The organism is Mycobacterium sp. 852002-40037_SCH5390672, assembly GCF_001665875.1.
Lineage (GTDB): Bacteria > Actinomycetota > Actinomycetes > Mycobacteriales > Mycobacteriaceae > Mycobacterium.
This window is the reverse complement of the sequence record NZ_LZTA01000069.1, coordinates 43,874-57,382: the sequence shown is the minus strand read 5'-3', so window position 1 is coordinate 57,382 and position 13,509 is coordinate 43,874. Positions and strand designations below refer to the sequence as shown.

The window sequence follows — 13,509 nt, the reverse complement described above, 5'->3', positions numbered from 1 at the left end:
GTCCGCCGGTAAACTGGTCGGATGCTTGACGCCACCGGCACAGCCGACATTCATCCCGTGGTGTCCCAGCTCTCGGCGCTGCACAGATTCCGGATCAACCTCGACATCGCGGTCGTCGTGGTGGTGCTGGTGCTGAGCAACCTGATCGCCCACTTCACCACGCCATGGGCGAGCGTCGCCACCGTCCCGGCCGCCGCGGTCGGGTTGGTCATCCTGATGCGGTGCCGCGGGCTGGGCTGGGCGGACCTTGGCCTGGGCCGCGAGCACTGGAAGCCCGGCCTGGGTTACGCGGTGGCCGCCGTCGTCGTCGTGGCATCGGTGATCGCGCTGGGCGTACTGCTACCGGCGACCCGGCCCATGTTCATGAACCACCGCTACGCCACGATCTCCGGGGCGATGATCGCGTCGATGGTCGTCATCCCGCTGCAGACGGTCATCCCCGAGGAACTGGCCTTTCGGGGCGTCCTGCACGGCGCGCTCAACCGGGCCTGGGGCTTTCGCGGCGTCGCGCTGGCGGGCTCGCTGTTGTTCGGGCTGTGGCACGTCGCCACGTCGTTCGGGCTGACCAGCAGCAACGTGGGCTTCACCCGGCTGTTCGGCGCGGGGATGGTCGGCATGATGGCGGGGGTGACCGGCGCGGTGCTGGCCACCGGGGCCGCCGGATTCGTCTTCAGCTGGCTGCGCCGGCGCAGCGGCAGCCTGATCGCGCCGATCGCGCTGCACTGGTCATTGAACGGGCTCGGCGCGCTGGCCGCCGCCCTGGTGTGGCACCTGTCCACCTGACCCAGATCACACCAGCAGCACCGCCGCACCGGCGATGCGCCCGGCGCTCAGGTCCGCCAGCGCCCGATCGGCTTGCCCGAGCGGATATTCCGGCGTCGTCACCTCGATGTGGTGCTCACCCGCGAAGTCGAGGAAGGCCCGCGCGTCGGCCCGGGTGTTGGATGTGACCGATCGGACCTGGCGTTCCTGGAACAGGTGACGCTGGTAGTTCAGGGCCGGGATATCGGACAGGTGGATCCCGGCGATCGCCAAGGTGCCGCCGCGGTCCAGCGCTTCGAGCGCGGGCAGCACCAGATCCCCAACCGGGGCAAACAGGATCGCGGCGTCCAGCGGCACCGGCGGCCGATCGGTCGCGCCTTGCGCCGATGCGGCGCCGAGCTCCAACGCCAGTTCCTGCGCCCGGGACCCGCGGGTCATCACGTGTACCTCAGCGCCTTGCGCCAGCGCTACCTGCGCGGTGATGTGGGCGCTGCCGCCGAAGCCGTAGAGGCCCAGGCGCCCACCGGGCGGCAGCTCCGCGCACAGCAGCGAGCGGTAGCCGATGATGCCCGCGCACAACAGGGGCGCCAGCTCGCTGTCGCTGTACCCGCCCGGCAGTGGGTGCGCGAAAGCGGCCGGGACGGTAGCGAATTCGGCGTAGCCGCCGTCAGCGTCCCAGCCGGTGTAGCGGGAGTTTGGGCATAGGTTCTCGTCGCCGCGACGGCAGTACGTGCATACGCCGCAGGTGTGACGCAGCCAGGCGATACCTACCCGGTCCCCCACCCGGAATTCGGCGCCGGCCTCGGAGCCCATTTTGATGACTTCCCCGACCACCTCATGACCGGGAGTAACCCCGTCGCGGTGGACGGGCAGATCGCCTTCGGCGACGTGCAGGTCGGTGCGGCAGACGCCGCACGCGCGCACGGCCACCAGCAGTTCGGAAGGCCCTGGTCGTGGCACCTCGGCGGTGACTCGCTCCAACGGGCCGGTGTTCATCGGCCCGGGTCGACGTACGCGCCAGGCGCGCATTGCCGTGGTGGTCACCGGTGGAGGCATCAACCCATCATGCCGCTAACCACCACGGCCGCAACGGCTTAAGCCGATTACGTCCTGCGCACCATGCCGACGACCCAGAGCAAGAGCACGGCGCCGAGCAGGGCGGTGAAGAAGGTGAAGATGATTCCGCCGCCCGCGGTGTTGACGAAGAAGCTCAGGATGAAGCCACCGATCAGCGCGCCGACGATGCCGATCACGATGTCCATCAAGATGCCGGCTCCGCTGCCCCGGATGATCCTGCTGGCGAGGGCTCCGGCCAGGCCGCCGATGATGATGTAGCCGATCCAGCCGACGCTGGTCAGAGTGCTGGAGCGGGCAAGAAACTCGGTAGCTGCCAAGACGGTCATAAAGGTCTCCTTGTAATCGCTGGCAAAGCCCAGCTATTTGCTGGGCCGTCTCTCGGTATACCCAGTTTGGGTCACGAAATGAGCGCCGATTGGAGACGGTTGACCAGTCGGTTTCCGTTACGACCGCGCCGGCCGATCGCTGCGGTCAGGTCGAGAACGTCTGCTGCGGTGTGGGTGTGGGTGTCGGGCTGACCTCGGAGGCCGGCGCGGGCGCTCCCGGCGCGACGGGAGCCGCGGGAGCCGGCGCGGGCGCTCCCGGGGCCGCAGGTGCAGCAGGTGCCGGTGCGGGGGCTCCCGGAGCCGCAGGCGCTGCCGGAGCTCCAGGAGCCGGTGCGGGCGCTGCCGGAGCCCCAGGAGCCGATGGCGGTGCCGCCGGCGGCGTCCAGGCCTGGATCGACTCGGTGAGCGCCTTGGCCGCGCCCCTGTCCACCGGGTCGTTCGAGGTTCCGAGCCACACCACAAACCAGCGTTGGGCGGTCCCGCCGTTGGCCGAACCGATGACGCCGGTCCAGATCTGGCCGTTCGGCTTGGACGCATCGCTGAACTTGACTTCGTAATACGACGCGCTGCCGGTGCTTCCGTTGCTTCCGTTGAGCGGGGTGCTGTCCTGGTTGATGCGAGTGCCGGGATAGGGCATGAAGAACTCGCCCATGTCCGACCCCAGCCGCACCGCGGCCTTGGCGTTGTCGGCTTCCGCGCTGGCGTAGAGCTTTTGATCCAGGCGGCCCATCACGATGCGAGTGTCGTTGGCAACCGGCGGTGGCTGGTCGGGCATCGGCGGCGGGCCGGTGACCTTGCTCAGCAGCGCCGAGCCGTAGTCGAGGTGCGAAGCGTCCGACTCCACCCAGCCGCCGGGCAGGACGTAGCTGAATCCGCCGACCGCGTTGGTGATCCGCCCGGCGTTCGGGTCAACCGGCGGTGGTGGCGGCGCGTTCGGGTCGACGGGTGGTGGCGGCGCGCCGTTCGGGTTGAGCGGCGGTGGCGGGACGGCGTTGGGATCACCCGGTACCGGTTGCCCGTTCGGCGCCTGGGCGGCCGGCGGCGCGTTGGTCGCCGGCGCACCGGGCGGGGCCGCGGCCGTCGTTGGTGGGACCGGGGTCGGCACCTCGGGATCGGCGTTCGAGGTTGCCGGCAACGCGATGGCGACTGCGCTGGCGCCGGTCACCGCGGTGATTGCCAGCGTCGTCCACAGTCCTTTGCGACGGGTCGAGGTCGGATCCACCTGCTCCATGGCGACGAACCTACCGTGTTACCGCTGTGACGCAAGGATGCATTGCGGACTAATGCGGTGTGGATCTACCGATGTTGCCAATGTGCAATCTTCGTCGGGGCGGCGCGGCTCTTCGCAACGACTCACCGAGCGGCGGGATGCAGCGCCACCTCATGGGCCTTGACCGAGAACCACACCCGATCACCAGGCACCAATTGCAGCTCCGAAGCGGCGTCGACGGTGATCTCCGCGGCCAGGCCCGGGGCGCCGTCGGGTTGCTGCGCGCCGCGCACCAACACCGCCGGACCGCGGACATCCATCTCCGCCACGGTGATCTCGACGGTGTTGCGGGGGCTGCCGTGCGGCTGCTCGCGATAGACGGCCACCGCCGTGGGCGGGAACACCGCGATCGCGTGCTGTTCCGGTGCGAGCGGTTCGCCGCTCGCCGGTGGGGCCGCATACCAGTGGTCGCCGGAGTCCGTGTGCAGCGAGCCGTCGCGGCCAACGGTTCCATTAACCAGGTTGATGCCCGCTATGCGGGCCGCAAAATGACTGCGCGGTGCGGTGAGAACATCGGGCACCGAGCCGATTTCGGCAATCTTGCCGGACTCCAGCACCAGGACGCGGTCAGCCAGGGTGAACACGTCGAGCAGATCGTGGGTCACCAGGACCGCCGCGCAGCCGATGCGGGCGATGACCCTGCGCAGCACCGCCCGGATCGCGGCGGCCGCGGCGACGTCGAGGCCGGCCAGCGGTTCATCGAGAAGCAACACGTCGGGTTCGGCCGCCAGTGCCCGGGCGATTGCTACCCGCTGGGCTTGTCCGCCGGAGAGCTGTCGCGGTTTCCGGTCGGCGAAGCGCTCGGCATCCACTTCGCGCAACCAGCGCAGCGCAGTCGCTGTCGCCGTGCCGCGACCCGAGCGCAACGCCGCGCGCCGCCGACTGTGCGGGCCGAACGCGACATTGGCGGCAACACTCATGTGCGGGAACAGCAGTGCGTCCTGTAGCAGCAGCCCGACCCGGCGGTCGTGCGTCGCGACGCTTACCCCGGCCGCGGTGTCGGTCAGGATCCGGTCCCCCAGCCGCACCACCCCGTGGTCGGGACGAAGTAGTCCCGCGATGACATGCAGGACAGTCGATTTGCCGGCGCCGTTGGGGCCGAGCACGGCGAGCACCTCTCCCGCGGCCACGCAGAACTCCACGTCCACCTGGCGGTCGGCGACGACCGCGCGCAGCTGCAATTCGCTCATGGCTCCGCTTACCTGGTGTCAGTCCCGGTCAGCCCGCGAGTGCCCAGGCCCAGCACCACCAGGGCCGCCACTACCACCAGCAGGATCGACAGCGCCACAGCGGCATCGGCGTCGGTCACCCGTTGCAGGTAGATCTCCAGCGGCAGCGTGCGGGTGACCCCCTGCCGGGATCCGGCGAATGTCAGCGTCGCACCGAACTCGCCCAGCGAGCGGGCGAAGGCCAGCACCGCCCCCGACACCACGCCCGGCAACACCAGCGGCAGGGTGACGCGCCACCAGATGACACTCGGGCGCGCACCCAACGTCGCCGCCACCACCTCGAAATCGGCGCCCGCGGTACGCGCGGCGCCCTCGAGGGAGATCACCAGGAACGGCAACGAAACGAAGGCCTGTGCCAGCACCACCGCGGTGGTGCTGAACGCGATGCTGACGCCCGCAGCCTCCAGATACCGGCCCAGCAATCCGAGCCGGCCGAACGCGTACAGCAACGCGATGCCGCCCACCACCGGCGGCAGCACCAGGGGTAGCAGGATCAGCGGCCGGAGCAACCGGATCACGCGCGCCGTGCCGCGCGCCAGCACCAGCGCCATCGGCACCCCGACCACCACGCACAACACCGTGCTGGCCGCCGCGGTCTTCAGGCTCAGCAGCAATGCCGCCCTCGACGATGCGCTGGTGATCAGCGACCAGAAATGCGGCCAGTCGACCTTGACCGCGATGGCCACCAACGGCAGCACCACGAAGACGGTCCCCGCCGCCGCGGGGAAATACACCCAGCGAGGCAGGTCCGTCGGCCGGTGCATGGGCGGCGATCAGGGTTTCGCGAAGCCGGCCCGGGCCAGGATCTGCTGCCCGGTCGGTGAGGTCACCAGGTCGACGAACTTCTGGGCCTGAGCGGCGAGCGGCGCCTTCCTCAGCACGCCGATGGGATAGACGTTCACCGCGGTGGCGGCCGCCGGAAAGTTCACGGTCGCGACCTTGCTGCCGGCGGATTTGGCGTCGGTGACATACACCAGCGCGGCGTCGGCCTGGCCGCTGGTGACCTTGTTGAGGGCATCCGTCACGCTGAGTTCCTCGCTGACCGGGTTGAGACGCACACCAGTGCTGTCTTCGACGCGCTGGGTCGCCGCCCCGCACGGCACCGGTTGCTGGCAGATCACCACGTTGAGCCCCGGCTTGGACAGATCCGCGAAGGACCCGACCTTTTTCGGGTTGCCCGGCGCGGTGACGATGACCAATGTGTTGGACGCGAAGTTCGTCGGGTTGCCGCTCAGCAAGCCGGCCTTGTTGACCGTGTCCATCTGGGCGGTGTCGGCCGAGGCGAAGACGTCGGCCGTCGCGCCCTGCGTCAACTGGGTCGCCAGGTCAGAGGAGCCGGCGAACTCGAATTCGACGCCGATACCCGGATTTTGGGACTTGAATTGTTGGCTGATCTGGGTGAAGGCCGGCTTGAGCGACGCGGCGGCGAACACCATGACCTTGCCGGATGTCGCCGACGACGGCGAGGAGGGCGACTTCGCACTGCACCCGATCAGACCCGCCATCAGCACCGCCGAAACCACCGCGGCCAGGATCCCGATCCGACGCATGGGTGAACCCTAGCCCGCCGATGATGCGGTCCGCCCGGGGGTTGAATCGCCGCAAGAAAGTGACGGCCGAATAGTTACTCAAATGATCCGCGCGTCGCGCCGGCGAAAGTTTCGCCGACTAGCTACTGTCCAGTAACATATCTGGGGATTGATGCCATAACGCGCTGAGATCCAGGCAGATGTTCGCGGTCCTGCGGTGTTCGCCACCCGGAACTGCCCTGGGTTCAGCGTTGAACGCGAGGAGGTCATGGCGGTGGAGGTGCTGGTTACCGGCGGAGACACGGAGCTGGGGCGCGCGGTAGCCGAGGGCTTCCGCGATGACGGCCACAAAGTGACCCTGGTGGGCGCACGCAAGAGTGACGTGGAGATCGCCGCCAAGGAGCTGGAAGTCGAGGCGATCGTCTGCGACACCACCGACCCCGCCAGCCTCGAAGAGGCCCGTCCCCTGTTCCCGCATCATCTGGACACCATCGTCAACGTGCCGGCGCCCACCTGGGACGCCGGCGACCCGCGCACCTATTCGATGGCCGATACCGCCAACGCCTGGCGCAATGCCCTTGACGCGACGGTGCTCTCGGCGGTGTTGACCGTGCAGGCCGTGGGTGATCACCTGCGTTCGGGCGGCTCCATCATCAGTGTGGTGCCCGAGAACCCACCGGCGGGCAGCGCCGACGCGGCGATCAAAGCCGCCCTGTCGAACTGGACCGCGGGCCAGGCAAGCATTTTCGGCACCCGCGGAATCACGGTCAACGTCGTGGCCAGTGGACGCAGCGCCGAGGCCGGCTACGACGGACTGTCCCGCACACAAGCGCCGGTGGCCGCGGAGGCCGCCCGGTTGGCGTTGTTCTTGACCACCTCGGCGGCTCGCCACATCACCGGCCAGACGTTGCACGTGAGCCACGGCGCGCTGGCTCGTTTCGCCTGAGGCGTAACGCGCGCCGGTCGCGCAGGGCCGGGCCTATCGCTACGGTAATTCTCGTGGCTATTCGACTCGGTCTGCAGATTCCCAACTTTTCCTACGGCACCGGGGTTGAGCAACTCTTCCCCACCGTCATCGCGCAAGCCCGCGAGGCCGAATCCGCTGGATTCGACTCGGTTTTCGTGATGGACCACTTCTATCAACTGCCGATGCTGGGCTCGCCCGATCAGCCGATGCTGGAGGCCTACACCGCCCTGGGGGCACTGGCCACCGCCACCGAGCGGGTACAGCTGGGCACGTTGGTGACCGGCAATACGTATCGAAACCCGACGCTGCTCGCGAAGACCATCACCACGCTGGACGTGGTGAGCCAGGGCCGAGCCATTCTGGGGATCGGTACCGGATGGTTCCAGCTCGAGCACGATCAGTTGGGCTTCGAATTCGGCACGTTCACCGACAGATTCAACCGGCTCGACGAGGCCCTGGAGATCATCTTGCCGATGATCAAGGGCGAGCGGGCCACCTTCTCGGGCAAGTGGTACCAGGCCAACGAGGCGTTCGCCAATCCCCGTTTCCGGGACCGCATTCCGTTGATGATCGGCGGCAGCGGCGAGAAGAAGACGATCCCGCTTGCCGCACGGCATTTCGACCACCTCAACGTGATCGCGGGTTTCGACGAGCTGCCGCGCAAACTGGATGCCGTGCGCCGAGCCTGCGAGGAGGTCGGCCGCGACCCCTCCACCCTGGAAACCAGCACGCTGACCACGGTGCTGATCGACGAAAACGCGAACCTCGACCAGATTCCCGCCGAGATGACGCAGCGCATGGTGGTCGGCACGCCGGATTCGGTCGCCGATCAGATCAAGACCAAGGTGATCGACGCGGGCATAAAAGGCGTGATCATCAACCTGCCCTTCTACACGCCCGGCGTTATCCAGGCGGCCGGCGAAGCACTGCGTCCGCTCGTGGGCCTGTAGGTCTTTCCGCCGCTCAGCGCACCCGACGGCACAACATGACGAGTATCACGTCGGCCGACCAGCCGTGATACTGACGATGTGTTTGATTACACATGTTGCCAGCTAGGTTTGGGGGTATCCGCCTGACTAGCGTGGTGGCTAGTTGCAGTCGCGCGTCCAGAAGCCCTCGTCAGGAGCAGCGGAGTCATGAGCCCCCAGCCAGGTACCACAGCTGGACCGGAGCGCCGTCACCAGGTCGTCATCATCGGCTCCGGTTTCGGTGGATTGAACGCGGCAAAGAAGCTCAAGCACGCCAACGTCGACATCAAACTGATCGCCCGTACCACGCATCACCTTTTCCAGCCGTTGCTGTACCAGGTGGCGACAGGCATTGTGTCCGAAGGGGATATCGCACCGCCCACCCGGGTCGTGCTGCGCCGGCAGCGCAACGTTCAGGTGCTGCTCGGTGACGTCACCCACATCGATCTGGAGGGCAAGTTCGTGGTGTCCGACTTGCTCGGGCACACCTACGACACCCCCTACGACAGCTTGATCGTCGCCGCCGGCGCTGGCCAATCCTATTTCGGCAACGACCATTTCGCGGAGTTCGCACCGGGCATGAAGTCGATCGACGACGCGCTCGAGGTGCGGGGCCGGATCCTGAGCGCGTTCGAACAGGCCGAGCGGTCCCGCGATCCGGAACGACGGGCCAAGCTGCTCACGTTCACCGTGATCGGGGCCGGTCCCACCGGCGTCGAAATGGCCGGGCAGATAGCGGAATTGGCGAAGTACACGTTGAAGGGCTCCTTCCGACACATCGACTCGACGAAGGCAAGGGTGATCCTGCTCGATGCCGCGCCCGCCGTGCTGCCGCCCTTCGGCGACAAGCTGGGCGAGCGCGCGGCTGCCCGGCTGGAAAAGATGGGCGTGGAGATCCAGTTGGGTGCGATGGTCACCGACGTCGACCGCAACGGCATCACGGTCAAGGATTCCGACGGCACCATCCGGCGCATCGAATCGGCATGCAAGGTGTGGTCCGCCGGAGTGTCGGCCAGCCCGCTGGGCCGCGACCTCGCCGACCAGTCGTCCGTCGAGCTGGACCGTGCCGGCCGCGTGAAGGTGCTGCCCGACCTGTCGGTCCCCGGCCACCCGAATGTGTTCGTCATCGGCGACCTGGCCGCCGTCGAAGGCGTGCCCGGGGTGGCGCAGGGTGCTATCCAGGGCGCCAAGTACGTCGCCAGCGCCATCAAGGCCGAGCTCGGCGGCGCCAACCCGGCAGAGCGAGAGCCGTTCCAGTACTTCGACAAGGGCTCCATGGCCACGGTCTCGCGGTTCTCCGCGGTCGCCAAGATCGGGCCGGTCGAGTTCAGCGGCCTGTTCGCCTGGTTCGCGTGGCTGGTTCTGCACCTGGTGTACCTGGTCGGGTTCAAGACGAAGATCAGCACGCTGCTGTCCTGGACGGTGACGTTCCTGAGCACCCGGCGCGGTCAGCTCACCATCACCGAGCAGCAGGCGTTCGCCCGGACCCGGCTCGAACAGTTGGCGGTGGTGGCTGCCGAGACCAAACGGCCGGCGGCAAGGCGGGCCAGCTAGCCGGCTATGGCCTGAGGCCCCGCGGTGCCCGAATGAGTCTGCCGGACAGCGGGATTCATAGACTGCCGGACGGCCGCGTGGCGAGTCGCCCGATCAGCCTTCACGCACTTCGAGATTCTGCAGTCGCACCTGACCGCGGGCGATGACGCGCTCGTCGCTGTCGGTGATGGTGACCAACCACAACTGCTGGCTGCGGCCGCGATGGATTGGTTCGACCGTGCCGTACACCGTCCCCGAGCCGATGGAGCGCAGGAAATCGGTGTTGTTGTTGACGCCCACCACATTTCCGCCGCCGCGAGTGGCCAGCCAGGTATAGGCGGCCACGCTCGCCATGCTTTCGACCATCGAGCAGTAAACGCCGCCGTGCACCAAACCCATCGGCTGCAAGAGCTTGGGTGTGACCTCGAGCTGGGCGCGCGCACCGTCGGGGCTGAGTTCGGTGAATTGCAGCCCGATCTCGCGGTCGAAGGGTGCGGAGAAGTCCGGCGGAAGGATCGTTTTCTGCGGCTCTGGCACGTCCATGTGTCTACACCATGGCCCCGCAAGCACGCTCAAAGCGGGATGCTGCCCTTGAAAACGGCTGAGCCCCGTGCCATGAAGGCACGGGGCTCGCCGATCGAGTAGACCGGGGGTCGCTGCAGCCCTCAGGACTCTCACACGGTCCGTTATCGCTCGACCCGATTAGCATAGGCAAGGCTGCCCTAACTTTGCAAGAGGTAGTGTTCTTCTTGTTCGCGTTCGGGGCGGGCACGGCGGCCGACACAGTTATTTGTCAGCTTTCCGTACGACCGTCGGTAGTAAGCCGGAGTACGCTAGTTTCGACGCTCAGGAGATGAACGAACTATGGCCAAATTGACCCGGCTGGGGGATCTAGAACGGGCCGTCATGGACCATCTGTGGTCCACGCCCGAGCCTCAGACCGTTCGCCAGGTCCATGAGGCGTTGTCGGCACAGCGCGACCTCGCCTACACCACGATCATGACCGTGCTGCAACGGCTGGCCAAGAAGAACCTGGTCTCCCAGATCCGCGACGACCGGGCACATCGGTACGCACCGGTGCACGGCCGCGACGAACTGGTCGCCGGACTCATGGTGGATGCGCTGTCCCAGGCCGAAGATTCCGGGGGCAGGCAGGCCGCGCTGGTGCACTTCGTCGAACGCGTCGGCGCCGACGAGGCCGAGGCGCTTCGGCGCGCACTCGCAGAACTGGAAGCCAATCAACGCAATAACTCGCCATCTGCTGGCGCTGCACCGGAGGGCTGAGGGACACTTACAGTGTGTCCGCGCTGGCTTTCATCATTCTCGCGGTGCTGCTGACCGGCCCGGTGCCGGCAATGTTGGCACGCGCGCGCTGGCCGCTGCGCGCTCCCCGCGCCGCAATGGTGCTCTGGCAAGCCGTCGCGCTGGCCGCGGTCCTGTCGGCGTTCAGCGCGGGCATCGCGATCGCGACCCGACTGCTGATGCCCGGCCGCGACGGGCGGCCCACGACCAGCATCGTCGGCGCCGCCGACCGCCTCGGCTGGCCGCTGTGGACGGTATACATCAGCGTTTTCGCCTTGACCGTGCTGGTCGGCGCCAGGCTGGTGGTCGCCGTGATGCGGGTGGCCATCGCCAACCGGAAACGGCGGGCTCACCACCGCATGGTGGTCGACCTGGTCGGAGTCGGCCACGGCGCGGCACTCTCCCAGCCCTGCGCCCGCACCCGCGATCTTCGCGTCTTGGGCGTCCCGCAACCGCTCGCCTACTGCCTGCCCGGCGTGCGCAGCCGGGTGGTGGTCAGCGAAGGAACGCTGACCACGCTCGCCGACGCCGAAGTGCAGGCGATCCTCACCCACGAGCGCGCACATCTGCGGGCGCGCCACGACCTGGTGCTGGAGGCCTTCACCGCCGTGCACGCGGCCTTCCCCCGGCTGGTGCGCAGCGCCAATGCACTCGGCGCGGTTCAGCTTCTGGTTGAGCTGCTCGCCGACGACGCGGCGGTCCGCGCCGCCGGACGCGCTCCCCTGGCCCGGGCGCTGGTCGCGTGCGCCTCGGGGCGGGCCCCGTCGGGCGCGCTCGCGGCCAGCGGCCCCAGCACGGTGCTCAGAGTGCGCCGGCTGGGCGGACGCGGCAACAGTCCGCTGCTGTCGGCGGCCGCATACCTGGGCGCGGCGGCCGTTTTCGTGGTGCCCACGGTCGCGCTTGCCGTCCCGTGGCTCACCGAGCTGGAACGCCTCTTCAACCTCTGACGCAGCCGAGAGCTGATCACCCCGGGCGCCTGACTGTTCGCTGTGCCACAGTGTCACCGAAGGCTTTTGCCGAATGGTTCTCCAAATTGAGAGGCGAAAACATGAGTTCGTCGGACGCGAAGACCGGCACCGCGCAGATCGGCGTCACGGGCCTGGCCGTGATGGGTTCCAACATCGCCCGCAACTTCGCCCGGCACGGCTACACGGTGGCGCTGCACAACCGCTCGGTCGCCAAAACCGATGCGCTGCTCAAGGAGCACGGCGATGAGGGCGAGTTCGTGCGCTCGGAAACGATCGCCGAATTCCTGGATGCGCTGGAGAAGCCGCGCCGGGTGCTGATCATGGTCAAGGCCGGCGAGGCCACCGACGCCGTCATCAACGAGCTCGCCGACGCCATGGAAGAAGGCGACATCATCATCGACGGCGGCAATGCCCTCTATACCGACACCATCCGCCGGGAGAAGGCGATCCGCGAGCGCGGTCTGCACTTCGTCGGGGCCGGCATCTCCGGTGGTGAAGAGGGCGCGCTCAACGGCCCGTCGATCATGCCGGGCGGCCCGGCCGAGTCGTACACGTCGTTGGGCCCGCTGCTCGAGGAGATCTCCGCACACGTCGACGGCGTGCCGTGCTGCACCCACATCGGACCCGATGGCGCCGGGCACTTCGTCAAGATGGTGCACAACGGCATCGAGTACTCCGACATGCAGCTGATCGGTGAGGCCTACCAGTTGTTGCGCGACGGGCTCGGCAAGACCGCGCCCGAGATCGCCGACGTGTTCGCCGAATGGAACAAGGGCGACCTGGACAGCTTCCTGATCGAGATCACCGCGCAGGTGCTGCGCCAAACCGACGCCAAGACCGGCAAGCCGCTGGTGGACCTCATCCTCGACGAGGCCGAACAGAAGGGCACCGGCCGCTGGACCGTGAAGTCCGCGCTCGATCTCGGTGTGCCCGTGACCGGCATCGCCGAGGCGGTGTTCGCCCGCGCCCTGTCCGGCTCGGTCGCCCAACGCAAGGCCACCACCGGCCTGGCCTCCGGTCGGCTGGGCGAGAAGCCAAGCGACGCAGCCCAATTCATCGACGACGTGAGCAAGGCGCTGTATGCGTCGAAGATCATCGCCTACGCACAGGGCTTCAACCAGATCCAGGCGGGCAGCGCCGAGTACGACTGGGACATCACCCCCGGTGACATGGCGACCATCTGGCGCGGCGGCTGCATCATCCGGGCGAAGTTCCTCAACCGCATCAAGGAGGCGTTCGACGCCGACGCCGACCTACCGTCGCTGATCGTCGCGCCCTACTTCCGCAGCGCCATCGAGGAATCGATCGACAGCTGGCGCCGAGTCGTGGTGAAGGCCACCGAACTCGGCATCCCGATCCCCGGTTTCTCCTCGGCGCTGTCCTACTACGACGCACTGCGCACAGAGCGGCTGCCGGCCGCACTCACCCAGGGGTTGCGCGACTTCTTCGGCGCTCACACCTACGGCCGCGTCGATGACGACCCGGACAAGCGCTTCCACACCCTGTGGAGCGGAGATCGCACCGAGGTGCCCGCGTAGCCGGGCGGCACCAGAAGGCGTGAAGGGGGCTCGAATTGGT

At 67.7% G+C, this 13,509-nt stretch carries 14 protein-coding genes; 7 read left to right on the top strand and 7 right to left on the bottom strand.

The window, feature by feature from the left end; all coding sequences use genetic code 11:
* Window positions 1-21: 21 nt before the first annotated feature.
* Window positions 22-783, top strand: coding sequence for a CPBP family intramembrane glutamic endopeptidase (locus tag A5782_RS10965; RefSeq protein WP_067099307.1), 762 nt, complete (start codon window positions 22-24; stop codon window positions 781-783).
* A gap of 6 nt (window positions 784-789) precedes the next feature.
* On the opposite strand, the gene A5782_RS10960 is transcribed toward A5782_RS10965, so the two are convergent.
* The 6 genes from A5782_RS10960 to modA all read right to left on the bottom strand — a co-directional run bounded on the left by A5782_RS10960 (window position 790) and on the right by modA (window position 6,214).
* A complete protein-coding gene (locus A5782_RS10960; RefSeq protein ID WP_067099305.1) occupies window positions 790-1,818 on the bottom strand; it encodes a zinc-binding alcohol dehydrogenase family protein in 1,029 nt (342 codons plus the stop codon).
* A 47-nt stretch (window positions 1,819-1,865) separates the two neighbouring features.
* Complete coding sequence (locus tag A5782_RS10955) at window positions 1,866-2,165, bottom strand: GlsB/YeaQ/YmgE family stress response membrane protein (RefSeq protein ID WP_067099303.1); 300 nt, start codon at window positions 2,163-2,165, stop codon at window positions 1,866-1,868.
* A gap of 145 nt (window positions 2,166-2,310) precedes the next feature.
* Window positions 2,311-3,396 (bottom strand): alanine and proline-rich secreted protein Apa, encoded by a 1,086-nt coding sequence (locus tag A5782_RS10950; protein WP_067099301.1) that lies wholly within the window; start codon window positions 3,394-3,396, stop codon window positions 2,311-2,313.
* 122 nt (window positions 3,397-3,518) lie between these two features.
* On the bottom strand, window positions 3,519-4,625 hold the full coding sequence (locus A5782_RS10945; RefSeq protein WP_067099299.1) for a sulfate/molybdate ABC transporter ATP-binding protein: 1,107 nt from the start codon (window positions 4,623-4,625) through the stop codon (window positions 3,519-3,521).
* 8 nt (window positions 4,626-4,633) lie between these two features.
* Window positions 4,634-5,428 carry an ABC transporter permease gene (locus A5782_RS10940; RefSeq protein WP_067099297.1) on the bottom strand — a complete coding sequence of 265 codons (795 nt, stop codon included), beginning with the start codon at window positions 5,426-5,428 and terminating at the stop codon, window positions 4,634-4,636.
* A gap of 9 nt (window positions 5,429-5,437) precedes the next feature.
* Window positions 5,438-6,214, bottom strand: a complete 777-nt coding sequence (modA, locus tag A5782_RS10935) for a molybdate ABC transporter substrate-binding protein (protein ID WP_067099295.1) — start codon at window positions 6,212-6,214, stop codon at window positions 5,438-5,440.
* Window positions 6,215-6,461: 247 nt separating this feature from the next.
* Between modA and A5782_RS10930 the strand changes: the two genes are divergently transcribed.
* The 3 genes from A5782_RS10930 (at window position 6,462) to A5782_RS10920 (ending at window position 9,682) form a co-directional block, all read left to right on the top strand.
* Entirely contained in the window at window positions 6,462-7,139 is a 678-nt protein-coding gene (locus A5782_RS10930) for an SDR family oxidoreductase (RefSeq protein ID WP_067099293.1), read from the top strand.
* A 47-nt stretch (window positions 7,140-7,186) separates the two neighbouring features.
* Window positions 7,187-8,110: an LLM class F420-dependent oxidoreductase gene (locus A5782_RS10925; RefSeq protein ID WP_197694199.1), complete on the top strand. Its 924-nt coding sequence runs from the start codon at window positions 7,187-7,189 to the stop codon at window positions 8,108-8,110.
* Window positions 8,111-8,296: 186 nt separating this feature from the next.
* Entirely contained in the window at window positions 8,297-9,682 is a 1,386-nt protein-coding gene (locus A5782_RS10920; RefSeq protein WP_067099287.1) for an NAD(P)/FAD-dependent oxidoreductase, read from the top strand.
* A 93-nt stretch (window positions 9,683-9,775) separates the two neighbouring features.
* On the opposite strand, the gene A5782_RS10915 is transcribed toward A5782_RS10920, so the two are convergent.
* Window positions 9,776-10,204: a PaaI family thioesterase gene (locus tag A5782_RS10915; protein WP_369815616.1), complete on the bottom strand. Its 429-nt coding sequence runs from the start codon at window positions 10,202-10,204 to the stop codon at window positions 9,776-9,778.
* A gap of 321 nt (window positions 10,205-10,525) precedes the next feature.
* Between A5782_RS10915 and A5782_RS10910 the strand changes: the two genes are divergently transcribed.
* From A5782_RS10910 to gndA, 3 genes are all read left to right on the top strand, one after another.
* Window positions 10,526-10,945 carry a BlaI/MecI/CopY family transcriptional regulator gene (locus tag A5782_RS10910; protein WP_067099284.1) on the top strand — a complete coding sequence of 140 codons (420 nt, stop codon included), beginning with the start codon at window positions 10,526-10,528 and terminating at the stop codon, window positions 10,943-10,945.
* 14 nt (window positions 10,946-10,959) lie between these two features.
* On the top strand, window positions 10,960-11,910 hold the full coding sequence (locus A5782_RS10905) for a M56 family metallopeptidase (protein WP_067099282.1): 951 nt from the start codon (window positions 10,960-10,962) through the stop codon (window positions 11,908-11,910).
* A gap of 101 nt (window positions 11,911-12,011) precedes the next feature.
* Entirely contained in the window at window positions 12,012-13,469 is a 1,458-nt protein-coding gene (gene gndA, locus A5782_RS10900; RefSeq protein ID WP_067099280.1) for an NADP-dependent phosphogluconate dehydrogenase, read from the top strand.
* Window positions 13,470-13,509 lie beyond the last annotated feature (40 nt).